Here is a 22,554-nt window from a genome sequence, read left to right on the forward strand (position 1 = left end):
TGGAAAAAGTACCCGCGTTTATTTCAGCCTGCTATGGGATGATGCTATTGGCAGCGCACGAAACCAACCTGGCCGAAAAGGTTTCTCTGCCTGGAACAAAATGGTATAAGAATGCGTTGAGGACAAGAACAACAACAGGCGATATACTAAACAGATTCAGAGCAGAAAAATGGCTGGAAAGTATCAGAATCAATTTTTCCGACTTCGTGAACATAGAGAAAAAAATGGCAAAGTTGGAAAAATTAGCCAATCCTATCCTGTCTTCACTTTTTTACATGAGAAATTAGCCAAACTCAAGATTCATGGGCGTCGACTTAAGTCGACGCCCATGAATTAATATTATAGTAATAAGCCCGCTACTTCTTCCCAGGTATTTACACGTTCATATTCTGTTACAAGTAAATTGTGGGGTGAAGAAAATAATAACGGACGGCCGGCAAAATTCACAAAGTTTTTAATACGGTCGTCGATTATAATATCAACATTCACAATTTTATTTCCGCAAAACATAATGTGTTGCCAATCGATGAAAGGAAAATGTTCGGTCATCCAATCGTACTTATCAATTAATGAATTTCGGAACTCCATCGCCGCCGAAACGATATAAACATCATATTTCTCCTGTAAGGCCTTAATTACCCGTTGGCTATCTGCAATAACCTCAAGATCGCGAAAAAAACCCGGTTCATTTATATATTCGAACCATTTCTGGTTAACATCTTGCGGAACATGGTGGTAGATTTCGTTTCCAGCGTCAATTTTTAAATCTAAAGGAACGTTAAAATCTCTGTTATAGAGTTTAATAAATTTTCCAAGGGCATCGGCAATTACCTCGTCCATATCAATCGCAATTCTTTCCATTTATACCTGTAAATATTTCGGCGCAAATATCCTGAAAACAAAGAAATTAAAGTATGTTTTTAATTTACAGTATTTTAGTTATCTTTGCAGCCCCGCAGCATGAAGCTCCGGGAACTATGTTGAATACATAAATACAAAAAGAAATGGCAACTAAAATCAGATTGCAAAGATTCGGTAAAAAAGGAAAACCTTTTTTCCACGTTGTGGTAGCAGATTCTCGCTCTCCACGTGATGGTAAATTTATTGAGCGTTTAGGTTCTTACAACCCAAACACCAATCCTGCAACCATCGAAATTAACTTCGAAAAAACTTTAGCTTGGGTAAACAGTGGTGCACAACCAACTGATACTGCTCGCGCTATCCTTTCTTACAAAGGCGTTTTGTACAAAAAACACTTAGAAGGTGGTGTTAAAAAAGGAGCTTTAACCCAAGAACAAGCAGATGAAAAATTTGCAGCTTGGTTAGATGCTAAAGCAGGTAAAATTTCTGGTAAATCAGAAGGTTTAGCCACTTCTAAAGCAGATGCGCGTAAAGCGGCATTAGCAGCAGAAGCTAAGAAAAAAGAGGATAAAGCAGCAGCTATCGCAGCTAAAAATGCACCAGTTGCAGAAGAAGTTGTTGAGGAAGAAGTTACTGAAGAAGCACCAGCTGTTGAAGCTGAAGCAACTGAAGAGGCTCCTGCAGCAGAAGCTACTAAAGAAGAAGGAGCAGAATAATTTTAATTATTTTGTCTCATAAAATAGCGTTCCGAATTTCGGAACGCTATTTTTTTAACTAAAAATGTCATCCTGAGGCACGAAGGATCTGCCTTATTGTTGTAGATCCTTCGTGCCCCAGGGTGACAAATGCAATTATATGAAACACGAAGAAGCATTTTATATAGGTTACGTTACCAAAACGAGGGGTTTAAAGGGAGAAGTTCAGGTATTTTTCGAATTTGATGAATACGAACAACTCGAATTTGATGTGGTATTTGCTGATATGAACGGTAAGCTTGTGCCGTATTTTGTGGCTTCGGCAAAATTGCAGGCCAATAAAACAGGCTATTTTAACTTTGATGATGCTGATCATATCGATAAAGTGCAGCCGCTATTAAAAAAGAAATTATACCTGCCCCTATCGCAAATGCCAGAACGAGAAGAAGGAGAATTTTTCTATACCGATTTTAAAGGCTATTTAGCTATAGATGAAACTTTGGGCGAATTGGGCGAAATTTTGGAAGTAAACGAATATCCACAACAATTTGTGGCTACAGTGATGTATAAAGAAACCGAAATCCTATTCCCGCTAAATGAAGATTTTATTGTGGAATATGACGAGGATGAAAAAACACTTACCCTCGATTTACCTGAAGGTTTGCTAGATATTTATTTAGCGCAATAGTAGCTTTAACCAGAAACTTTTTTTCTGGTTTTTCGTTCTACCTGTTATGAGGTATTTACTTATCATCGCAGTAGTTCTTTTTTCTGGCTGCAATCAAGCCGAACAAAGTGATCAGGCCGGAAATAAAACCGCTTTAAATAAAGTACGAAAGATAACCCAAAAGGATTCGATCCAAAAAGTTGCTTCCGTAGCATTAAAGGCGTTAAAGGCGAAAGATTACAATCGTTTTGCCTCCTGCTTTCACCCTGTTGAAGGCGTGCGCTTTTCTCCTTACGGTTTTATAGACTTTACGCATAAACAAATCCTGGCCAAAGATTTTTTAGAAGCCATTGATAAACATTGGATATTGACCTGGGGACATTACGATGGATCGGGCGAAGCCATTAAGCTAAGGGTTAAACCTTACATCGATCGCTATATTTACAATGCCGATTATGTGGCCGCCGAGAAAGAAGACTACGATTCTTTTATCGGTAATGGCAATTCTATCAATAACCTCAAAGAAATTTATCCTCAGCTCCACTTTACTGAATATTATTTTAGTGGTTTTGATCAAAAATATAACGGTTTAGACTGGAGCAGTTTGAGGCTTGTTTTTAAAAAATATCAGAACGATTATTATTTAGTTGCTGTTATACACGATCAATGGACAACTTAGTAGCAGCAAAATTCTCCTTCAGACTAAAGACTTCAGACTAAAGGCTTACCTTTGCACTATGCGTTTCGATATTATAACAGTTTTGCCCGCTTTATTAGAAAGTCCGTTTGCTCATTCTATTTTGCAACGTGCGCAAAAAAAAGGCATAGCCGAAATTGTTGTTCATAACCTGAGGGATTATGCCACCAACAAACAAAAAAGTGTAGACGATTACCAATATGGCGGTGGGAGCGGTATGGTAATGAGTATTGAGCCTTTTGCAGCCTGTATCGAAATGCTTCAGGCAGAAAGAGAATACGATGAAATTATTTTCATGAGCCCAGATGGTGTTACTTTAAACCAGAGCACAGCTAACGAATTATCGATTAAAAAGAATATCATTATTTTGTGCGGACACTACAAGGGCATTGATCAGCGTATACGCGATATCTTTGTAACAAGGGAGATCTCGGTTGGTGATTATGTTTTAAGCGGTGGCGAGCTTCCTGCAGCGATTGTGGTAGATGCTGTTGTACGTTTAATCCCGGGTGTTTTAAATGATGAGACCTCTGCATTATCTGATAGTTTTCAGGGGGAACTGCTTGATGCACCGGTTTATACGCGTCCTGCAGACTGGCGTGGACATAAAGTACCCGATGTTTTATTAAGCGGTCATGAAGCTAAGGTAAATGAATGGAGGCACGAACAGGCATTGGAGCGAACTAAAACACGCCGTCCTGACCTTTTGGAATAAAATTCCTTGTAAATTATAAAGGTAAATTCTATTTTAGGAGAAACGCTTCTAGTTCCCGATAATATGCCCAAACAGATCGTTATTTGTGATGACCATTTACTTTTTTTAAACGGCATTTCCGAACTACTTAAAAATACCGGGAATAACTATGGCATTTTTAAATTCAGCGATGTACATTCCTGCAGAAACCATTTAATGCATAACATTGCTGATGTTTTCATCTGTGATTTAAATATTAACCACTTTGATGGGTTTGTATTGATTGAAGAACTCAGATCCCAACTAAAAAATACCAAAATAATTGTTCTCACTGCTTATTACGAAGATTTTCTGATTCAAAAGGCAAAGAAACTGGGTGTGAATGCTTTCCTGAAAAAAGAAACACCTGCCGAAGAGCTTATCAGTATTATCGAATCAAATAAAGACACAACGTTTTATACCAATAAGAGTTATAAAAAAGGCGAGAGTGTATATAGTGCCATTGATGGTTCAATCGTCAATAAATTCCGGATATCCAGACAGGAAAAAGAGATTATTAAATTAATCATCAAAGGATTAACCAGTAAAGAAATTGCTGAAGTACTATTTATCAGCATAACAACCGTAACTACCCACAGGAAGAACATCCACCGGAAGTTGGAAATCAATAACAGTAGTTCGCTCATTAAGTTTGCTCATGAGAATAATCTACTTGATTAGCTTTCTGCTATTCCCGCTATTCTCTTGTGCACAAACCACAAACAAATCAATATCGGTAGTATCCAGCTATGCTGTAGACCAAAATTCATCGTGGACGAGCGGGGTGCTCCAACGACAAAAATTTAAGCCGTTTAAGCAGAATAGCAAGGTTAATATTGGCTATAACAAAGATGCGGCGGTATGGTGCAGATTTATTGTAAAAAACATAAACACTTCACAAAGCACTAAAACATGGTTATGTTTTAACAATAACCATATCGATAGCCTTAGCCTTTATGATGGTGAAGTAATTAAAACCATTGGCGATAGAACTGTTGGCCAGAGTCCGTTTATTGAAACCCTGGCATTTGAACTTAATCTGCAGCCTGGCGAAGAAAAATTACTTTGGCTGCGGGTTAAAAAAGAGACTTCCTTTTTAGATTTTTCTTATAGTTTGGAAGATCAGGCTTATTTAGAAAGCAAATCATCTCAAAAAACAGCACTGACTTCTTTTTTTATCGGTATGGTGTTTTTGTTGCTTATGATCAATGGGATATTGTTTTTCATGACCAAAAACAGGTTATATGTTTATTACATTGGCTATTCTATACTAACTGCGTTTTACACGGCAATTACAACCAATTTTGCAAAGCATGTTTTATTTCCTGAGTTTAGGTTTTTTAGCGAAGGCCGGGTTTACACCGGAGCACTATGGTATATTGCCTTGAGTATTTTTCTTGGGCATTTTTTAAAATTAAAAGAGAACCAGCCCGTTAAGCATAAATTAATTATAACCCTGGGAGGCATAAACTTTTTGCTGATTTTAATTTCGATTTCCTTATTAGTGTTTTATAAGGACTTTGAATTTCGCTACTTTTTTGTGTTAGGCTACATCGTATTCCTGGCTTCTATCGTCGTACTTTTCTGGGCGGCTTTAACACATCTAAAAATTGAAAAAACCCAGGCTATTTATGCGCTTCTTGCCTTTGCTCCACAGTTTGTATGGGGCGCTTGCTTAATTTTAAAGACATTTGAAATTATTCCAAAATCACTGGGCGATAATTGGATGTTGTTTATCGGCCTTTATGAAGTGTTTTTGTTCGGATACGTTTTATCAAGAAATTATATCGATATCTTTTTGAAGAACAACGAGCTGATGCAGCAGGTTATTTTTGAAAAAGAAAGTTCGTTGAGGGCCATTAGTGAAGTTCAGCTACGTGAGCGGAGAAACATCGCTAACATTATTCACGACAATGTAGGGAGCAAAATTGCCCATATTATTCATCTTTTTGACATGAAGAATGCCGAGCTTGCCAAGCAAACCATAAACGAACTGGCTGAGGATATTAGAGAGATCTCTCACAAAATACTGCCAAAAGCACTTGATGAAGGCGCTTTGATATCTAGCCTGCAAAGTCAGATCTCAAGCCTGAACGCAGGTTTAACAGATGCAAAAATTGAGCTTTTCTGTTATGATTTTCCTGATAAAATTGATGAAAAATGGATTTATGACTTATATCTTATCGCACTTGAGGTTATAAACAATGCCATTAAGCATGGTAACGCTGAGTTAATTACCATCGAACTTTACAAATATCCCAAAAATTACCATTTTCAATTTACAGATGATGGGCTTGGCTTCGATCTGCAGAAAACAAGCAAGGGCTTTGGGCTCGAAAACATCGAAAAGAGAGCAAAGTACTACAAAGGTAATTTCGAAATCAGTAGTGTTAAAAACGAAGGCACTATTATTCAGATCAATATCCCATCCAATCGCTAGTCTGTAACTGTTTTGTGAATTCTGTACATGTAAATATACCCTTTATTGGGTATTTCTGCCAGGGTATCTTTAGTATACTTTAGCTTAATAAAAGCAATACACCCTTTAAATTGATGGAAATGAAACAATTACTTACGGCAGTACTAAGTGTGCTGGCTATTGCGGGTTATGCGCAAGACTTAAGTCCAAAAAAGAACGAAAGTGGAAAATACGGATTTGTAAACAAGGCGGGAAAAGAAGTGATTCCTTTTAAGTATGAAAAGACTGGATACAGTTTCCATGAAGGATTAATTGCGGTTAAATTAGATGGAAAATACGGATTTATAGATGAAACAGGAAAGGTGGTTATCCCATTCAAATATGATGATGCCATTTACTTTAAAGATGGCTTTGCACAGGTTGAGCTAAATAAGAAATCGGGTTATATCGATAAAAAGGGCAAGGAAATCACAGCCCTAAAATACGATGTTGCCTTTGATTTTTATGAAGGTATTGCCAAGGTGAGACTAGATGAGAAGTATGGTTTTATTGATGTTAGTGGCAGAGAAATTACTCCTTTAAAGTATGAAGACGGAAATAACTTTAAAAATGGTTATGCAAGTGTGAAACTAAAGAACAAATGGGGTTTCATCGATAAAACGGGCAAAGAATTTACAAAGTTTAAATACGATTACGCAAAAGATTTTAATGATGGGGTTGCTCCTGTTGAAAAGAATAAGCTCTATGGCGCCATTGATAAAAACGGAAATGAAATCATCCCTTTCAAGTATAGGTTCATTGCTGATTTTGAGGATGGTTTAGCTAAAGTTGGGCTTAATGGAAGAGAGGGCTTTATAAACAGAACAGGCGAAGAAGTTATACCGATTAAATACGATGCGGTTGGCAGCTTTGAGAATGGAGTGGCCAGGTTTAGATTAAACGGCAGATGGGGAGCAATGGATAAAACAGGTAAAGAAATTACACGATAAATAAACATTGACATGAAAAAAGTAACAGTATTGTTTTTTTTACTTTACGGATCTTTCGCCTTTGGCCAGGAGACTTATGAGAACAAGAAATTAGCCTTGATTAATGATATTTTTTATAAAACAACAAGGCAAAACATCAACTCCTTTATGAAGGATAAAGGTTTTGAAAAAGGTGATGTTGAAGAAGGGGAAGATGAGGTTAAAGAAATATTGGCCTTCGACTCCAAATTTGATATGATGGAGGTGTCTTATGCGAAAAATGATAAAATTTCGACTATAGTTTGCATTTTTTCAGGTGCGATTAATGTGGCATTTATCGACATGGAGCTGAAAAACAAGGGATATACAGCTAAAGTTGTTAAACAATCTATAGATGGACAGCCGGTTAATAAAAGTATCTGGAGTAAATCCGGAACGAAGTACAATTTTGTTACCTATGCCGATGAAAAGGAAAAAATAGGCGTTTTAGGCTATGGGGTATATTAGGAATTGTTGTTAAAACCGGATCGGGTTACTTGAATAAAATGAAACTCAAAGGCGCAGAAAAACAGTTTTGGTGGCATTTTGGACATATTACCGAAGCTAAAAACATCCCTACAGAACTGCCTGGTTTTGCCAGCATCGATTCGTTGGTTGATGATGAGTATTTAGCCATGCTTTTTGCAAAAGTTTCGGTTATGGGGAGTATTTATTTGAAAGAAACAAGGATAACAGATGAAGGGGTGAAATTGATCAGCAATGTCAGGCAACTTAAAGATTTAACCCTGATGAAGCATGAAAATATTACCAAAGCGTGTTTGCCTTATCTGAACAAACTAACCGATTTGGAATACCTCGATATTTGGAAAACTAAAATCAGGTTAGAAGATATAACGGTTTTAAAAGATTTAAAGAACCTTAAAGAGCTGCATATATCGCCTAACGATGAAGGTGTAGAAGAAAGTTGGGATGCTATTTTGGAAAAGATAATTAAAGCGGAAGAAACGTTGCCCAATTGTATTATTCACACTTGATATCATCAATTGTTAAATAATTTAGCTCAGAATATTGAATGCTGAATTTCGTGATATATTCGCGAATAGTGCCCTCCTGACCTTTTGGAATAGAAGCATTTAACGCAATAGAATGTGGAATTCGTAAAGATTGTGGAAAAAATTAAAATAGGTTTTTTTTTCTCAAAAATAATCCCTAATATTGCAATCCGATTTTCACGGGATGAAATATCGATTTAATAGCTTAAAATCATGGATTTAGTAAAATTTGTTGAAGAGCAGGCCATCGCAAAAAAAGATTTTCCTGCGTTCAAGTCTGGCGATACAGTGAGCGTACACTATAAAATTCGCGAAGGTAATAAGGAACGTATCCAAATTTACCAAGGTGTTGTAATACAACGTAACAGTGCAGGTGCTAATGAAACCTTCACCGTTCGTAAAATGAGCAACGGCGTTGGTGTTGAGCGTATTTTCCCTTTTAGTTCTCCAAATATTGAGAAAGTAGAAGTGAATAGCTATGGGAAAGTTCGTAGAGCGAAATTGTTCTATTTACGTGCTTTAACTGGTAAAGCTGCTCGTATCAAATCTTTGAGAAAATAATATTCTTTATTATAAGATATAGCCTTCACGATTAATTTCGTGGAGGTTTTTTTGTTTGTACCTTTGTTAAATGTTAGATTCTGCTTTTTTCGACCAAGTGTTTTGGGGTAATACCGTAAAAGCCTATTTCCTTTTCGGAGGCATACTTTTTTTAGGCTTAGTTTTTAAGAACATTGTTTCTAAGCTGTTAAGTAGGTTACTGTTTAAGCTTTTCAGAAACTTTTCAAATCAATCGCATAACGATGCTTTTGTTGCTTTACTGGTAAAACCCATCGAGGTTTTTATTCTGTTAACCACACTTTATCTATCCATCAACCAGTTAAAACACCCGCTGGAGGTAGCTGTATTCCATTACAGCAAATTAATAGGTAAGGTTAAAGAGTTAATACCCGTAACAATTGGAGATTGTATTGACCGGATATTTTTGTTTGGGATCATCCTATCTATTTTTTGGATTATTTTAAGGATCATCGACTTCATTAGCCACGTTTTGCTATTTAAAGCCTCACTTACCAATAACAAATCAGACGATCAATTGGTTCCTTTCTTGAAGGAGCTGTTTAAAACGATCGTAATCTTTATCGGTTTTTTCACTTTGTTGGGTTTTGTTTTTGAGGTTAATGTATTAACGCTGATTACAGGATTGGGTATTGGTGGTATTGCCATTGCTTTGGCGGCTAAAGAGAGCTTAGAGAACTTAATAGGTTCATTCACCATCTTTTTAGATAAACCATTTACGGTTGGCGATCTGGTAAAGGTTGATGGTGTTGAAGGAACGGTTGAAAAAGTTGGTTTCAGGAGCACAAGGATCAGAACATCAGAAAAAACCATGGCTACGATACCCAATAGAGGTATGATTGATGGTGTTTTAGAAAACCTGTCGCTGAGGAATTCGCGCAAGGTATCTTTTATTATCGGGCTTACCTACGAAACCAATTCAGCATCACTCAGAGAAATCATTAGCGAAATAGAAAGTTACATCAACAACCATCAAGGTACCAGCGACGATGGAAATGCCTCTTTTAAAAGCTTCGGCGATTCGGGTTTGAATGTAGAGGTTAATTATTTTGTAACCGTGCTGGAATATGCCGAATTCCTTAAAATCAGGCAGGAAATCAATCTCGAAATTATGGATATCGTTATCCGCAACAAATCAGATTTTGCTTATCCTACGCAGCGTTTAATTAGCGATAGGCCAGCTCCTGCAGGTAATAATGAAGAGGTAGGTAATGATGCTATGGATTAAATAGCGGCAGATTTAGTGGTCTGTGTAACTAAATGCTATTATTTAGTAGAAAAACAAAAAGGATGTCATCCTGAGCCTGTCGAAGGACAATCTTTTTTAGGTTTTTCGCATTTAAGGTCTTCGACAAGCTCAGACTGACAACGAGTGGATGTTTAATTTAATAACATTGGTGTCTCACAGATAATAGGAATATGTAATTATTTTTCTTTTTTGGAAAGCAAGGGCATAGCTACTATTGAGGTTTGTTCCTGCTATTCACTTCAAGTCTCCACTGCGTTTCGAGCTTTCCGTTACTATCAGGTTTATGTGGCAGCCTTTGTATTTCAAATCTTTTCAAATGCTCTGGTCTGTGTCCCCACAGACCAGAGGGTTAATTCTTGTTTGTGATATAACAAAAAAGCCGTCCGATTTTACATCGGGACGGCTTTTCTATATTTATATATACGACTTTAGCTTAAGGTAGCTAGGGTAGTTATTCCACCCTTTACAACCTGGTTAAGTTCTACGTTAACCTTTGTCCCTACGGGTAAAAATACATCAACTCTTGAGCCGAATTTGATGAAACCAAATTGTTCGGCTTGTACCACCTGATCTCCTTCTTTAACATACCACACAATCCTGCGGGCCAATGCACCAGCAATTTGACGGAATAGTACAGGAGTACCGTTTTTATGCTCTACAACAGTTGTAGTACGTTCATTCTCTGTTGATGATTTTGGATTCCATGCAGCAAGGTATTTTCCTGGGTGATATTTGAAGAACTTCACCACGCCCGAAATCGGATTACGGTTAATGTGAACATTTATTGGCGACATAAAAATCGAAACCTGTAAACGTTTATCTTTAAAATATTCACCTTCTTCTGTTTCTTCAATTACCACTACTTTGCCATCTGCCGGGCAGATAACCAGATTTTCGCCCGAAGAAAAGCTGCGGCTTGGGTTGCGGAAAAACTGCAATACAATGATAAATAATGCAGCTGAAAAGATATAAATGAACCAGCGCAACCAGGTTATGTCGTGATATTTATAATCAACTACCGCATTGATTACGAAGATAAACAATATGCTTAAGGCAATGGTGGTGTAGCCTTCTTTATGTATGGTCATTGTTTTAGAAATTATTGGGCAAAGGTGCGAAAAATAAATTAATCCAATCTAAAAATTATGCCTCTGTTGCTCTGTAAATATCGGTCAGGTTTCTGCCAAGGCCATTATAATCTAATCCGTAACCCACCACAAATTCGTTAGGTATTTCAAAACCAACGTATTCTAGCTCTTCAATTTCATATTTTAAAGCACTTGGTTTAAGCAAAAGAGACGCTACTTTAATTGAAGCAGGATTTTTTTCTTTTATTGTTTTTAAAATATGCGTTAAGGTTAAGCCTGTATCGACAATATCTTCCACAATGATAATATCTCTGCCCTCGATGTTATCCGGCAGTCCGATTAATTCTTTTACGTTTCCCGAACTCGACGTTCCTTCGTAAGATGCTACGCGCATAAAAGCGACTTCGCAAGGCACGTTAATTTCTTTGATTAAATCGGCCATAAACAAAAAACTACCACTTAATACGCCAATAAATAGCGGGCATTTACCCTCATAATCAACATTGATCTGGATGCCCAGTAAACGGATCCGTTTGTTTAAGGTATCGTTTTCTAAAAATATCTCGAACTCTTTATCCTCTACTTTTATTTTGTGCATGCTGCTGTTGAAAGGTTATTGTTGGTTAATTGCATAAATCGGTTAACTGGTTAATCGTGGGTTTTAACTAAGAACTGTAAACTACCAATTGCAAACTTGGTCATGGTTAATTGTTTAAATCTGCTAATCATCTCCAAACGCCCAACGCTAAACTCCAAACTAATTTTGGTTAATTGTTTAATCGTGTGGCTCAACGGGTAAATGCCAATTGGCAACTGCAAACTGATTACTATTGAGCCTTTTCCAGTTCCTTTTGCCTTCTTCGTTCTTCTCTTCGCTCTTGTCTAAGCTGTTTTTTGGTTTTACCAGTATCGGCAGGATTGGTTATCTGTTTGCTTGAAGTATCTTTTTTAGCTCCTCCGCCAAAAATACGATCGAATAAACTTTTGTTTTTATCCTGTACAATTATGGGTGGCAACCCGTCTTCATCATCATCAAATATGGTTGTGTCAATGACCGCGGTATCAGGTGCTAAATATTGGCGGAGACCCTCTCTTAAACGTACGTTATAGAAACCATAACCAGAAGTATCGCTCGCCACTAAACCTCTTCTCGCCATAATATTTCCCATAAACCTAAAATAGTTGAACATATAAGGTTTTAAACTACCATCAGCCATGAATTTATACATCGATGCCTTTGGTTTAGGAACAATACTCGCCAGGAACAATCCATCACCGATGGTTAAATCGGCAGGTTGTTTTCCAAAATAATAGCGCGAAGCCTCACCTATTCCATAAATATTTTGGCCTAGTTCCATAATGTTGAAATATACCTCGAGCATCCGTTGTTTGCTTACCAGATGGTTATGCTCAATAAGCCAAACAATTAATATCTCCTCGGCTTTACGGGCCAAGGTTTTTTGACGGCTTAAATAAACATTTTTAACCAGCTGCATACTGATGGTACTGCCACCGCGTTTAAATTTCTTTTCTTTAAAGTTTACTGCGATTGATTTACGGATCGATTCTTCAACAAAGCCGTTGTGCGTAAAAAATGATGGATCTTCTGCCGTTAAAACCGCATTGATAAAGTTTTTTGATATTGACGATAAAGGTGTAAAATTTGGGTTTGATGGGCCTATGGTAATATCACGCATCGGTTTGCCATACTCATAAGGCGTATAAACAAATGGGCTGTTGATTTTTTGCAGATTGGTTTTGCCCCATTGTACAATTTTGAAATCTACCGGGGTTAAGGTAGAGCTAAAGCGCACACTGTCTGGCACTTTAGTGTCTAAATAAAAATTTAGGTTATACTTCACCTTGCCCTGTACTTTTAATCCTTCCAGCGATTCGAACAAGCCTTGCGGAAAAGCATCTAAAACCCCTTGTGCATCCTGTTCTTCGGCGTTTAGTTTTAACTCATATATTTTGTTCTTTCCTAAAGTATATTTAACAAAAGGGCGGATCTGTGCATTTTTTAGGTAGGCTGTTGAAGTGCTGTCTAAAGCAATGAAATTAGGTCCAACTAAAATATCGGCATCCAGTTTGGCGCTTTGTACTATGATATCGTTTGAAGCAATGCGTGGCTGGTTAATTAGCATGTTTTTTACCGACCAGGAGCCAGATATTTTATAATCTTCGCCGCTGTATTTTGCATTTTTAAGTTCGGTTTGTAAGGTATCAAAACTGATTTTTGCATGTAGCTTGTTGTTTAAGTAAGGTAATTCCAGTTTTTTTCCATCGGCATAAGCGGTAAAGCTCAATTCTTTGCTGCCTGGGTTTACATAACCATTTACATGCCAGGTAGATTCGTTATTGTTTACATCAATGGTTGATTTTAAATCACCACCATCAATTGTAGCGGTTGTTGCAAAACTTAACTTGGCTGTATCGTGATCGTTTAATTTAAAAACCATGTTCTTCACATCCATATCGTCAGGGATTTTGTATAAAACCTGATTTAAGATGTTACTGGCTATTTCTGGTAAGTTGGCTTTTCCATTGGTTTGTGTGCTATCTTTTTTCTTGCGTTTTAAGATGAAATCGATATTTGTGGTCGAATCTTTAAGTACAACACTTACAAAACCATTGTTCAATTTTACTTCTGAGAGTTTTACTTTACCAAAAATGAGTGGGAAAAGTTTAACACCAACACTGAGTTCGCCAATATTAGAAAGCGTATCCCTATCTTTAGGAACAACAGAAATATTGGTCATTTTTACGGTGCTAAGCCCTGTAAAACCGGTCGATCCGATTTTAACTTCCAAACCATAATCCTTGTCGGCCTTGGCAATTGCTTTGGCCACCATTTTTTTAAGAAGCGCTTCCCTTTTGCTATAGGCTACCGCGCCCAATGCAATACAAACAACTAAAAAAACACCTAAAACCCAGGCTCCGATTTTTAAATATTTTTTGGGGATCTTAATTTTTGGTATTCGCATATAGTCGTTAAAATGGTTAATTGCTTAAACGTAACAATTAAATGTTTATTTCGTGTTAAAATTACAGTTAAAAAGCCTAAATAAAAGTATTTATGGCTATGTTTTGTTAATTTTGAATTTAAATTAATACAATGCAGATTAGCCCGCAACAAGTTTTAGATGCACTTAAAAATGTTGAAGATCCCGATCTTAAAAAAGATCTGGTTACTTTAAACATGATTAAAGATTTACAGATAACAGATAACCAGGTCAATTTTACATTAGAGCTTACTACGCCGGCATGTCCAATGAAAGAGATGCTAAAAAATGCCTGTACAAATGCCATCAAGCATTTTGTATCGCCAACGGCAGAGGTAATCATCAATGTAACTTCGAGGGTTACCCAACCAAGCAATTCCTCCTCGTTAGATAACATCAAAAACATCATTTTGGTTTCATCCGGAAAAGGAGGAGTTGGTAAATCTACCGTAGCAAGTAACCTGGCGGTTGTATTGGCTAAAGATGGTGCCAAAGTTGGCCTCATCGATGCCGATATTTACGGCCCATCGGTACCCACCATGTTCGATCTGGTTGACGCTAAACCGGGCGCTGAAGAAACTACCGATGGTAAAACCAAAATTTTACCGATCGAAAAATACGGGATCAAATTATTGTCGTTAGGCTTTTTTGCGGATCCTGGTCAACCGGTGCCGTGGCGCGGACCAATGGCATCGAATGCTGTAAAACAATTGTTTAACGATACCAACTGGGGAGAACTGGATTATCTGATTGTAGACCTTCCTCCGGGAACTGGCGATATTCACATCACCATTACGCAGAGTTTCCCGATTTCGGGGGCGGTGGTAGTTACAACACCTCAACAGGTTGCTCTGGCCGATACGCACAAAGGTTTGGCGATGTTCAGGATGCCAGGAATTAATATCCCAATTTTAGGCGTTATAGAAAACATGTCGTATTTTACACCTGCAGAACTGCCAGACAATAAATATTATATCTTCGGAAAAGGTGGCGGTACCGAACTTGCAGCACGTTTTGATGTACCGTTTTTAGGCGAAATTCCAATTATCCAGAGTATTTCGGAGGCTGGAGATAAAGGGAAGCCGGTTGCATTAAACGAGAATCCTTTACTGGATGTTATATTTGGAGATATTGCAAGTAAAATTGCACAACAGATATCCATCAACAATGCGCAAATGGTGAATTGCTAAAAAATTACTATTTTTATAAATTAAAATATATATAATGAATTTAACAGAACAAGTAGAACAGGCATTGGAAACTATCAGGCCATATTTAAAGGCTGATGGAGGTGATGTTTCTGTTGAAGAAATTACATCTGAAGGAACGGTAAAGCTTAAGCTTTTAGGCAACTGCGGTTCTTGCCCGATGAGTTTCATGACTATGAAATCTGGTATCGAACAGGCAATTATGAAAGCTGTTCCTCAGATCACGTCAGTAGTTGCCGTTAACATGGCCGAGCAAGAATAAGCTTTAACACTATTTAACAAGGAAGTTTTATTAATAAAATTACTTTTGTCTTAATGAGATATTGTGTTGCCCTAATTTGCCTTATTTTTTCTGTAACCGCTTTTGCACAACAAAAGCCGGCACAGGATAAACTCATCCAATTTTCAGGGATTATTACCGATATCGATAGCTCAAATGTGATACCTTACGTTACCATCACCAATCTTTCTGCGAAGAGTAAAAGGGTTGGTGCTGATTATAGAGGATATTTTACCTTCATTGTAAATCCTGGCGATACCATCTTGTTCACCGCCATTGGTTACAAGAAATTTTCTACGGTAATTCCAGAAAGTACACCAGATAGCAAGTACACCATTATGGTTAAACTGAAAGCCAATGTGATCGATTTACCATCGGTGCGTGTTTTTCCATGGGCAACAACAGAAGAATTTACCCGCGAGTTTTTATCAATGAAACTGGCGGATGATGATATGGCCATAGCCAAAAAGAATCTCTCACGTTCCTCAATTGATGGCTTGATTCAAACGCTACCGCGTGATGGACAGGAAATCGGAAGTCAGAATTACCGATATAATTTTGATAGGATGGTCAATAAAAACATGGTGCAAACCAATCCCCTTCTTAATCCTTTCGCCTGGGGCAAGCTGATGCAGCAGATTTTTGATGGGGATAAGAGTAGGACGAATTAGTTTGGAGTCTTGAGTTCGGAGTCCTGAGTCTTGGATGCAGAACAGTTTCTTTCAGTAAACAAATTAGTCTCATGGGGTCGTCATCTCCGATAGCTATCATCGGATGAAGCGAAGCGAAAATTGCGGGGAATAAAAAAAGGGAAAACGTTTCCATTTTCCCTCCGACATCTTACATCAAAACTTATCTTTTTTTGCTTTTATTCGGAAACTTCATTTTGTAATCTGTTTTGATATTTCCTTTCGAAATCGCATCCAGTTTGCTTTTAAGCATGGTTTTACGGAGCACACTTACTTTGTCGGTGAATAATTTTCCTTCGATATGATCGTATTCATGTTGGATTACACGTGCTGGCATTCCGTCTACATCTTCAGTATGCTCTACCCAATTTTCATCGAAATAAGTGATTTTGACATTAGGCTTGCGCATGATGTTTTCACGGATATCAGGAATACTTAAGCAGCCTTCGTTAAAACTCCAGGCTTCGCCCGTTTCTTCCAAAATTTCGGCATTGATAAATACCTTTTTGTAGCCGGGTGTGCCATCTTCATCTTCACCTGTATCAACAATAAACAAACGGATAGGCAAACCAATTTGAGGGGCAGCTAAGCCTACACCATTTGCGTAATACATGGTGTCGAACATGTCGCTGATTAATTGTTTTAATCCTGGATAATCTTTATCGATATCGGTTCCTACCTTTTTTAAAACAGGATCGCCGTAAGCTACTATTGGTAATTTCATTGTATTATATTTTTTCAGATCTCAATCTGAGCTTGTTAATCGCAAAATTGTCATTCTGAGTGCAATGAAGAATCTCTAACATCTTAATTACTGTCCAAACAAGTTGCTACTATGTTTAATTGAACTGCTCATCGGTTTGAGATACTGCGTGCCTCAGTATGATAGCAAGTTTTGTACAAAAATAAGAATTATTCCTCTATTGGGCAGAAAGTAAAGATATTCAGTTGTTCAATATCTAAAATCTCGTTGGCAACATCTGCCATTTGCTTGGTAGTAACGGCATTTATTTTCTCAAAAACAGTTTCCAGAGAATCGATTTTGTTGTGATCGATCAGGCTTTTGGCCATCGAAATGATTAAACCGATCCTGTTTTCCTCGCCTAAGGCAATCTGTCCGATAAATTTGTTCTTGGCTTTTTGTAACTGCAGTTCATTTAAAGGATGTTCTCTGAGCTTTTTGATCTCCTTAAAGATTAAAGAGAGTGCTTTGGCTTGTTTTTCTTTATCTGTTCCGAAATAAATGGAAAAAATACCTGTATCGCTTAATGGAGAAAAATTGGACTCGATGGTATAGGCAATCCCATATTTTTCCCTGATCTGTAGATTTAATACCGAACTCATTCCATTGCCGCCAAAGTAATTATTCAACAGCATTAAAGGCACCTTTTGCGATTGGTGTGTAGAATATGCCTGCCTGCCTAAAATACAGTGTGCCTGCATAATCGGCTTGTAGATAGTAGTATTGTTTTGTGGAAGTGTACCTGGTTTAATCCTTTCTTTGTTTGGATTATTCTCTTCAACATCAGCAAAATGTTTGCTCCCTTTATTAACAACACTGTTTAAGGTGTAATTACCTAAAACGGCCACCACAATTTCGTTTGTGCGGTAATTGGCCTTTCTGAAATTGATTACATCCTCGCGGGTAAAATGCTGAACGGATTCAGTTGTGCCCAAAATGTTGTTGCCCAGTGCATGGCCAGCGAAAAGCATATCCTCAAAGTCATCATTAATGGCCTCTTCCGGTTGATCTAAATAAGAAGAAATTTCATCCAGGATTACACTTTTTTCTTTATCCATTTCCTCTTCAGGAAAGGTGGAGTGGAACAGAATGTCGTTGAAAAGATCTAATGTTCTATCTAAATATGGATTTAAAAAAGAAGCGTGGACGCAGGTGTATTCTTTTGTAGTATAGGCATTTAAGTCTGCTCCAACACTCTCCAAGCGGTTTAAAATCTGGTTGGTGCTGCGTTTTTCGGTACGCTTGAAAATCAGATGCTCAATAAAATGCGCTAAACCCGCTTTGTTTTCAGGCTCGTCGCGCGATCCTGTGTTGACGATGATGCATGCGTGAGAGATGGCAGAGGGCGAGGGCACATGCAATAAGCGTATGCCGTTTGGCAAAGTGTGAACATTGTATTCCATTGGGGGGCAAAGATAAGGCTAATTGCTTACAAAGCCTCGGTATCTGGATATTGCAATTGTAAAGCGGAAATCAATTTATTCTTGTTAGGCCTTTTGAGTATCAAAAAAATAAAATTAGCTGCACCGAATATCAAAAAGAATGAATTATGCGTCATAAAAAACCCAACTATATTGAAAAGAGCACCCCCTTCCAGCATTGCCGAACTGATGATAAACGCACTTTGATACATATTAATCTTTGTATCGGCAGGAGCATTTTTGTCGATTTTTGCCATTAAGTTTCTGTAAAAAAAGATGCTCGCTGAGATGGTGATCAATCCCATAATCGGAAATATTGGGTTAAAAGGTGAAGTGGTTTTAGGGTTCGCATCAAAAAACATCATCTCGCGGTTGAGAAATATGGTTACTAATGCAAAGAGGAAAACACCAGCGCATAAAGCAAGGTGAATAGTTTGGAGTGTTTTTAGTTTGGTATTCATTTCAAGTTTTAAGATAATACTTTATGGTTGGTTTAAAGAGATTGTCATGTTGAGCTTATCGAAACACTATCGAAATGTTCTTCGACAAGCTCAGAATGACAAAGCAACTAAAAATTATTTCGTAATCCCCTCCAACGAGAATAAAAACGCCCAGCGTAACGAAACATCTTTTAAATAATCGAAACGGCCTGATGCGCCGCCATGGCCAAATTCCATATTGGTTTTAAGCAGTAATACATTCTTATCAGTTTTGGTTGCCCTTAATTTGGCAACCCATTTGGCTGGCTCGAAATATTGAACCTGGCTATCGTGTAAGCCCGTAGTAACCAGCATATTCGGGTAAGCTTTTTTCTCTACATTTTCATATGGAGAATAGCTTTTCATATAATCGTAAGCTGCTTTTTGTTTCGGATTTCCCCACTCGTCGAACTCATTCGTGGTTAATGGAATGCTTTCATCTAGCATGGTATTAATTACATCTACAAAAGGAACATCAGCAATAATACCATTCCATAAATCGGGAGCCATATTAGCCACAGCGCCCATTAATAAACCGCCAGCACTTCCGCCATGTGCATACAAATGGCCTTTTGAAGTATATTTCTGATCAACAAGATATTCTCCTGCTGAAATAAAATCGGTAAAAGTGTTTTTCTTTTTCATCAATTTACCATCTTCATACCATTGGCGACCCATTTCCTGTCCACCGCGGATGTTGGCAATGGCGAAAACAAAGCCACGGTTTAACAAGCTTAATCTTGGTGAAGAGAAGTTTGCATCAGTGCTCGATCCATAAGATCCATACGCATAGAGCAGTAAGGGTGCATGCCCATTTTTTTCGAAGCCTTTTTTGTGAACCAAAGCGATTGGGATTTTTGTGCCATCTTTTGCTGTAGCGAAAACGCGCTCCGTTACATAATCTCTAGGATCGTAACCGCCAACAACCTCCTGTTGTTTCATCAGTTTTTTATCCTTTTTCTCGAGATCGTAATCGTAAACTGAGTTTGGTGTGGTTAAAGAGGTGTAAGAATAACGCAGTGTTTTGCTGTTATATTCTGGATTTGCTCCAACACCAGCAGCGTAAACAGGTTCATCAAACTTGATATAATAATCGCTACCATCCTTTTTCAGTACGCGTAACTCGGTCAGACCATTTTTACGTTCTGATAACACCAGATGGTCTTTAAATTCTTCTCCATATTCCAATAATACATCTTTACGGTTTGGAATAACCTCTTTCCAGTTTTCTTTTTCTGTTTTATCCAAAGGGCATTGCATCAAACGGAAATTTTTAGCGTTCCAATTGGTTATGATGTAAAACTTATCATCTACGGTTAAAATATCGTATAAAACATCTTTTGAGCGTGGTGAAAATACTTTAAACGCTGCTTCCGGATGATCGGCATCAATCATTCTATATTCGGTAGTTAGTGTTCCCTGCGACGCAATGAAAATAAAACGGCCATTTTTCGATTTCATTACACCAATATAATTGCTATTGTCTTTTTCATCATAAACTACGGCATCTGTTTTAGCATCGGTACCAAGGGTGTGCTTTTTGATTTTTTCGCTTAATAGTGTAACGGGATTTTTCGAAGTATAGAAAAGTGTTTTATTGTCATTCGCCCATGCTACCCCGCCTTCAGTGTTGGTAATGGCATCCTTTAACATTTCGCCAGTTTCTAAATTTTTAACATTGATGGTGTATTGGCGGCGCGAAACCTGATCTACGCCAAAAGCTAAAAGTTTATTATCGGGACTAACACTAAATCCGGTTGCGCTGTAATAGGCATGGCCCTTTGCCAGCTTATCCACATCCAAGAGTATTTCCTCTGTGGCTGACAAGCTCCCTTTTTTACGGCAATACTTAAAATATTGCTGCCCATCTTCGGTTCTGGTGTAATAGAAATAGCCATTTTTGAAAACAGGAACAGTTTCGTCTTTTTCTTTAATCCTACCTTTCATTTCTTTAAACAGATCAGCCTGAAATTGATCTGTACTTTTCATCATCGTGTTGAGGTAGGTGTTTTCGGCTTTTAAATAATCGACAACTTTTGTACTATCAGGGCCTTTTTTAAAGTAATCAATCATCCAATAGTAGTTATCTACCACGGTATCGCCGTGTATAACTCTTTGGTGCGGAATAATTTCTGCTACTGGAGCTTTGGCATCGGGCCACTTAATCGCTTTCATTTCTTTCTTTTGAGGGTTATTGCAAGCCGTAAATGCACTAAGTACGATTAGGGCAGGTAAGATACGTTTCATAGTGGTTTGAATTTAGGTTGAATGCAATTTAATAATTTAGTTCAATAGTTCAGTTGCCATTAGTTCATTAGTGGCATGGAGGTTAACTGGTTAATCGCTTAAATCGGTTAACTTGTAATAACCAAGCGGTACTTCTGACCTTCGTCACCAAACTTCGGACTTATAAAATAGTTCATTTGTGATTGGTTAGCGGCATGGAGGTTAATTGTTTAAATCGGTTAATCGACTCCAAACGCCAAACTCCCAACCCCAAACTAATTACCATTTTTGTAAAAATCCATTATGCCTATAGATAATCATCTGAATTAGAAAAATTGATGGTAAATTGCCACATCAAATTGCTTGAAAATAATAATGAAATTAGGGTACAAAAAAATAGTTGTTAAAGTTGGTTCGAATGTAATTACACAGGCGAATGGTTTGCCCGATGAAGCAAGAATTAAACACCTTGTGAATCAACTGGCCGATATAAAAAAACTTGGTATTGAAGTTATTTTGGTTTCTTCAGGTGCGGTAGCATCAGGCAGAAGTTTGATCAAGGTATCTGAAAAACAAGACGCCGTAACTACCCGACAGCTATTGGCTGCCATTGGTCAGGTTAAACTGATTAATACCTATGCTAATTTTTTTGCAGCGCATGAAATTCAGTGTGCACAGGTTTTGGTTACCAAGGAAGATTTCCGCGACCGGGCACATTATTTAAACATGAAAAACTGCTTACAGATTTTGCTTCAAAATGAGGTAATCCCTGTGGTGAATGAAAATGATGTAGTTTCGGTTACTGAACTGATGTTTACCGATAATGATGAATTGGCTGGATTAATTGCTTCGATGTTAAATGCCGATGCCTTAATTATCCTGTCGAATGTAAACGGCATCTACAACGGCGATCCGAAAATTGAAGGATCGGCTGTTATTGAGGAAATTAATGGTTCGGTTGCTAACCTGGCTTCTTTTATACAAACGGGCAAATCCCAATTTGGCCGTGGTGGAATGATCACCAAATCGACCATGGCACAGAAAGTAGCAAAACTGGGCATCACAGTCCATATTGCCAACGGAACGCAAGATGATGTGCTCACTTCTTTGCTAAACAACGAACTGGTGCATACACGCTTTGTTCCCGAAAAAAGCAAATCAGGCAAGAAAAAATGGATTGCTCACTCCGAAACTGCCGCAACAGGCGTGGTGAAATTAAATGATGGGGCAAAAACGGTATTAACATCTGGTAAAGCCACCAGTTTATTGCCCGTAGGGATCGTCGAGATACAAACGGACTTTTTAAAAGGTGATATTATTAAAATCATAGACGAAAAAAACAATCTCATAGGGCTCGGGATAGCAGAATATGGATCAGATAAAGCCAGAGAACGTATCGGGCAAAAGAAACAGAAAGCGCTGGTGCATTACGATTATTTTTACTCGGCGATTTAAAGGTTTAACCACAGAACACACAGAGAAAATCACGGAGTGATACA

The 22,554-nt window shown here is 37.8% G+C and carries 24 protein-coding genes; 16 read left to right on the plus strand and 8 right to left on the minus strand.

The genetic code is table 11. From position 1 onward, the window contains the following. On the plus strand, positions 1 to 287 hold a 287-nt coding region (locus EYS08_RS25840), incomplete at its 5' end, for a hypothetical protein (protein ID WP_208745908.1). 52 nt (positions 288 to 339) lie between these two features. On the opposite strand, the gene EYS08_RS19045 is transcribed toward EYS08_RS25840, so the two are convergent. After that, a complete protein-coding gene (locus EYS08_RS19045) occupies positions 340 to 861 on the minus strand; it encodes a 5' nucleotidase, NT5C type (protein ID WP_165456513.1) in 522 nt (173 codons plus the stop codon). Positions 862 to 1,004: 143 nt separating this feature from the next. On the opposite strand from EYS08_RS19045, the gene EYS08_RS19050 reads away from it, so the two are divergent. The 11 genes from EYS08_RS19050 (at position 1,005) to EYS08_RS19100 (ending at position 9,899) form a co-directional block, all read left to right on the plus strand. After that, on the plus strand, positions 1,005 to 1,577 hold the full coding sequence (locus EYS08_RS19050) for a 30S ribosomal protein S16 (protein WP_029274896.1): 573 nt from the start codon (positions 1,005 to 1,007) through the stop codon (positions 1,575 to 1,577). Positions 1,578 to 1,716: 139 nt separating this feature from the next. Beyond that, positions 1,717 to 2,244: a ribosome maturation factor RimM gene (gene rimM / locus EYS08_RS19055; RefSeq protein ID WP_131031609.1), complete on the plus strand. Its 528-nt coding sequence runs from the start codon at positions 1,717 to 1,719 to the stop codon at positions 2,242 to 2,244. A gap of 46 nt (positions 2,245 to 2,290) precedes the next feature. Next, entirely contained in the window at positions 2,291 to 2,902 is a 612-nt protein-coding gene (locus tag EYS08_RS19060) for a hypothetical protein (protein ID WP_131031610.1), read from the plus strand. Positions 2,903 to 2,960: 58 nt separating this feature from the next. Then, positions 2,961 to 3,635, plus strand: a complete 675-nt coding sequence (gene trmD / locus EYS08_RS19065) for a tRNA (guanosine(37)-N1)-methyltransferase TrmD (RefSeq protein WP_131031611.1) — start codon at positions 2,961 to 2,963, stop codon at positions 3,633 to 3,635. Positions 3,636 to 3,698: 63 nt separating this feature from the next. Next, a complete protein-coding gene (locus tag EYS08_RS19070) occupies positions 3,699 to 4,334 on the plus strand; it encodes a response regulator (protein WP_131031612.1) in 636 nt (211 codons plus the stop codon). Next, positions 4,312 to 6,093, plus strand: coding sequence for a sensor histidine kinase (locus EYS08_RS19075; RefSeq protein WP_131031613.1), 1,782 nt, complete (start codon positions 4,312 to 4,314; stop codon positions 6,091 to 6,093). Before EYS08_RS19070 ends, EYS08_RS19075 begins: the two co-directional genes overlap by 23 nt. 119 nt (positions 6,094 to 6,212) lie before the next feature. Continuing rightward, on the plus strand, positions 6,213 to 7,061 hold the full coding sequence (locus EYS08_RS19080) for a WG repeat-containing protein (RefSeq protein ID WP_165456514.1): 849 nt from the start codon (positions 6,213 to 6,215) through the stop codon (positions 7,059 to 7,061). 12 nt (positions 7,062 to 7,073) lie between these two features. Next, the gene (locus tag EYS08_RS19085) at positions 7,074 to 7,547 is read left to right on the plus strand and encodes a hypothetical protein (protein WP_131031615.1); all 474 of its coding nucleotides are present in this window, start codon (positions 7,074 to 7,076) and stop codon (positions 7,545 to 7,547) included. A gap of 38 nt (positions 7,548 to 7,585) precedes the next feature. Further along, positions 7,586 to 8,074 carry a hypothetical protein gene (locus EYS08_RS19090; RefSeq protein WP_131031616.1) on the plus strand — a complete coding sequence of 163 codons (489 nt, stop codon included), beginning with the start codon at positions 7,586 to 7,588 and terminating at the stop codon, positions 8,072 to 8,074. Positions 8,075 to 8,305: 231 nt separating this feature from the next. Then, positions 8,306 to 8,653, plus strand: a complete 348-nt coding sequence (rplS, locus tag EYS08_RS19095; protein ID WP_029274890.1) for a 50S ribosomal protein L19 — start codon at positions 8,306 to 8,308, stop codon at positions 8,651 to 8,653. Between the two features lie 70 nt (positions 8,654 to 8,723). Further along, complete coding sequence (locus EYS08_RS19100) at positions 8,724 to 9,899, plus strand: mechanosensitive ion channel family protein (protein ID WP_131031617.1); 1,176 nt, start codon at positions 8,724 to 8,726, stop codon at positions 9,897 to 9,899. A 449-nt stretch (positions 9,900 to 10,348) separates the two neighbouring features. On the opposite strand, the gene EYS08_RS19105 is transcribed toward EYS08_RS19100, so the two are convergent. The 3 genes from EYS08_RS19105 to EYS08_RS19115 all read right to left on the minus strand — a co-directional run bounded on the left by EYS08_RS19105 (position 10,349) and on the right by EYS08_RS19115 (position 13,992). Then, the gene (locus tag EYS08_RS19105; RefSeq protein WP_086548430.1) at positions 10,349 to 11,008 is read right to left on the minus strand and encodes a phosphatidylserine decarboxylase family protein; all 660 of its coding nucleotides are present in this window, start codon (positions 11,006 to 11,008) and stop codon (positions 10,349 to 10,351) included. Between the two features lie 55 nt (positions 11,009 to 11,063). After that, entirely contained in the window at positions 11,064 to 11,606 is a 543-nt protein-coding gene (gene hpt / locus EYS08_RS19110) for a hypoxanthine phosphoribosyltransferase (protein ID WP_131031618.1), read from the minus strand. 229 nt (positions 11,607 to 11,835) lie between these two features. Further along, positions 11,836 to 13,992 (minus strand): transglycosylase domain-containing protein, encoded by a 2,157-nt coding sequence (locus tag EYS08_RS19115; protein WP_131031619.1) that lies wholly within the window; start codon positions 13,990 to 13,992, stop codon positions 11,836 to 11,838. Between the two features lie 131 nt (positions 13,993 to 14,123). Here EYS08_RS19115 and EYS08_RS19120 point away from each other — a divergent pair, with 131 nt between their 5' ends. From EYS08_RS19120 to EYS08_RS19130, 3 genes are read left to right on the plus strand one after another with little or no spacing between them, the layout of a single operon-like run. Continuing rightward, entirely contained in the window at positions 14,124 to 15,200 is a 1,077-nt protein-coding gene (locus EYS08_RS19120) for an Mrp/NBP35 family ATP-binding protein (protein WP_131031620.1), read from the plus strand. A 34-nt stretch (positions 15,201 to 15,234) separates the two neighbouring features. Beyond that, complete coding sequence (locus EYS08_RS19125; protein WP_025141622.1) at positions 15,235 to 15,480, plus strand: NifU family protein; 246 nt, start codon at positions 15,235 to 15,237, stop codon at positions 15,478 to 15,480. Positions 15,481 to 15,533: 53 nt separating this feature from the next. Further along, on the plus strand, positions 15,534 to 16,169 hold the full coding sequence (locus EYS08_RS19130; protein ID WP_057930958.1) for a peptidase associated/transthyretin-like domain-containing protein: 636 nt from the start codon (positions 15,534 to 15,536) through the stop codon (positions 16,167 to 16,169). A gap of 181 nt (positions 16,170 to 16,350) precedes the next feature. Here EYS08_RS19130 and def read toward each other — a convergent pair whose 3' ends face one another. The 4 genes from def to EYS08_RS19150 form a co-directional block, all read right to left on the minus strand. Beyond that, the gene (gene def / locus EYS08_RS19135; RefSeq protein ID WP_029274882.1) at positions 16,351 to 16,911 is read right to left on the minus strand and encodes a peptide deformylase; all 561 of its coding nucleotides are present in this window, start codon (positions 16,909 to 16,911) and stop codon (positions 16,351 to 16,353) included. A 188-nt stretch (positions 16,912 to 17,099) separates the two neighbouring features. Beyond that, on the minus strand, positions 17,100 to 18,332 hold the full coding sequence (locus EYS08_RS19140) for a M16 family metallopeptidase (RefSeq protein WP_131031621.1): 1,233 nt from the start codon (positions 18,330 to 18,332) through the stop codon (positions 17,100 to 17,102). Positions 18,333 to 18,358: 26 nt separating this feature from the next. After that, entirely contained in the window at positions 18,359 to 18,607 is a 249-nt protein-coding gene (locus EYS08_RS19145) for a hypothetical protein (RefSeq protein WP_131031622.1), read from the minus strand. 318 nt (positions 18,608 to 18,925) lie between these two features. Beyond that, positions 18,926 to 21,076: a S9 family peptidase gene (locus tag EYS08_RS19150; protein WP_131031623.1), complete on the minus strand. Its 2,151-nt coding sequence runs from the start codon at positions 21,074 to 21,076 to the stop codon at positions 18,926 to 18,928. A 354-nt stretch (positions 21,077 to 21,430) separates the two neighbouring features. Here EYS08_RS19150 and proB point away from each other — a divergent pair, with 354 nt between their 5' ends. Continuing rightward, positions 21,431 to 22,510 (plus strand): glutamate 5-kinase, encoded by a 1,080-nt coding sequence (proB, locus tag EYS08_RS19155; RefSeq protein WP_131031624.1) that lies wholly within the window; start codon positions 21,431 to 21,433, stop codon positions 22,508 to 22,510. The last annotated feature ends 44 nt before the right edge of the window (positions 22,511 to 22,554 follow it).

Origin of the sequence: Pedobacter kyonggii (assembly GCF_004310665.1) — a bacterium.
GTDB classification, from domain to species: Bacteria; Bacteroidota; Bacteroidia; order Sphingobacteriales; family Sphingobacteriaceae; genus Pedobacter; species Pedobacter kyonggii.

Excerpts from the sequence above, each read along its gene's own strand:
- EYS08_RS19045 (WP_165456513.1), bottom strand. The coding sequence starts at position 861 with ATGGAAAGAATTGCGATTGATATGGACGAGGTAATTGCCGATGCCCTT.
- EYS08_RS19050 (WP_029274896.1), top strand. The coding sequence starts at position 1,005 with ATGGCAACTAAAATCAGATTGCAAAGATTCGGTAAAAAAGGAAAACCT.
- rimM (WP_131031609.1), top strand. The coding sequence starts at position 1,717 with ATGAAACACGAAGAAGCATTTTATATAGGTTACGTTACCAAAACGAGG.
- EYS08_RS19060 (WP_131031610.1), top strand. The coding sequence starts at position 2,291 with ATGAGGTATTTACTTATCATCGCAGTAGTTCTTTTTTCTGGCTGCAAT.
- trmD (WP_131031611.1), top strand. The coding sequence starts at position 2,961 with ATGCGTTTCGATATTATAACAGTTTTGCCCGCTTTATTAGAAAGTCCG.
- EYS08_RS19070 (WP_131031612.1), top strand. The coding sequence starts at position 3,699 with ATGCCCAAACAGATCGTTATTTGTGATGACCATTTACTTTTTTTAAAC.
- EYS08_RS19075 (WP_131031613.1), top strand. The coding sequence starts at position 4,312 with ATGAGAATAATCTACTTGATTAGCTTTCTGCTATTCCCGCTATTCTCT.
- EYS08_RS19080 (WP_165456514.1), top strand. The coding sequence starts at position 6,213 with ATGAAACAATTACTTACGGCAGTACTAAGTGTGCTGGCTATTGCGGGT.
- EYS08_RS19085 (WP_131031615.1), top strand. The coding sequence starts at position 7,074 with ATGAAAAAAGTAACAGTATTGTTTTTTTTACTTTACGGATCTTTCGCC.
- EYS08_RS19090 (WP_131031616.1), top strand. The coding sequence starts at position 7,586 with ATGAAACTCAAAGGCGCAGAAAAACAGTTTTGGTGGCATTTTGGACAT.
- rplS (WP_029274890.1), top strand. The coding sequence starts at position 8,306 with ATGGATTTAGTAAAATTTGTTGAAGAGCAGGCCATCGCAAAAAAAGAT.
- EYS08_RS19100 (WP_131031617.1), top strand. The coding sequence starts at position 8,724 with ATGTTAGATTCTGCTTTTTTCGACCAAGTGTTTTGGGGTAATACCGTA.
- EYS08_RS19105 (WP_086548430.1), bottom strand. The coding sequence starts at position 11,008 with ATGACCATACATAAAGAAGGCTACACCACCATTGCCTTAAGCATATTG.
- hpt (WP_131031618.1), bottom strand. The coding sequence starts at position 11,606 with ATGCACAAAATAAAAGTAGAGGATAAAGAGTTCGAGATATTTTTAGAA.
- EYS08_RS19115 (WP_131031619.1), bottom strand. The coding sequence starts at position 13,992 with ATGCGAATACCAAAAATTAAGATCCCCAAAAAATATTTAAAAATCGGA.
- EYS08_RS19120 (WP_131031620.1), top strand. The coding sequence starts at position 14,124 with ATGCAGATTAGCCCGCAACAAGTTTTAGATGCACTTAAAAATGTTGAA.
- EYS08_RS19125 (WP_025141622.1), top strand. The coding sequence starts at position 15,235 with ATGAATTTAACAGAACAAGTAGAACAGGCATTGGAAACTATCAGGCCA.
- EYS08_RS19130 (WP_057930958.1), top strand. The coding sequence starts at position 15,534 with ATGAGATATTGTGTTGCCCTAATTTGCCTTATTTTTTCTGTAACCGCT.
- def (WP_029274882.1), bottom strand. The coding sequence starts at position 16,911 with ATGAAATTACCAATAGTAGCTTACGGCGATCCTGTTTTAAAAAAGGTA.
- EYS08_RS19140 (WP_131031621.1), bottom strand. The coding sequence starts at position 18,332 with ATGGAATACAATGTTCACACTTTGCCAAACGGCATACGCTTATTGCAT.
- EYS08_RS19145 (WP_131031622.1), bottom strand. The coding sequence starts at position 18,607 with ATGGCAAAAATCGACAAAAATGCTCCTGCCGATACAAAGATTAATATG.
- EYS08_RS19150 (WP_131031623.1), bottom strand. The coding sequence starts at position 21,076 with ATGAAACGTATCTTACCTGCCCTAATCGTACTTAGTGCATTTACGGCT.
- proB (WP_131031624.1), top strand. The coding sequence starts at position 21,431 with ATGAAATTAGGGTACAAAAAAATAGTTGTTAAAGTTGGTTCGAATGTA.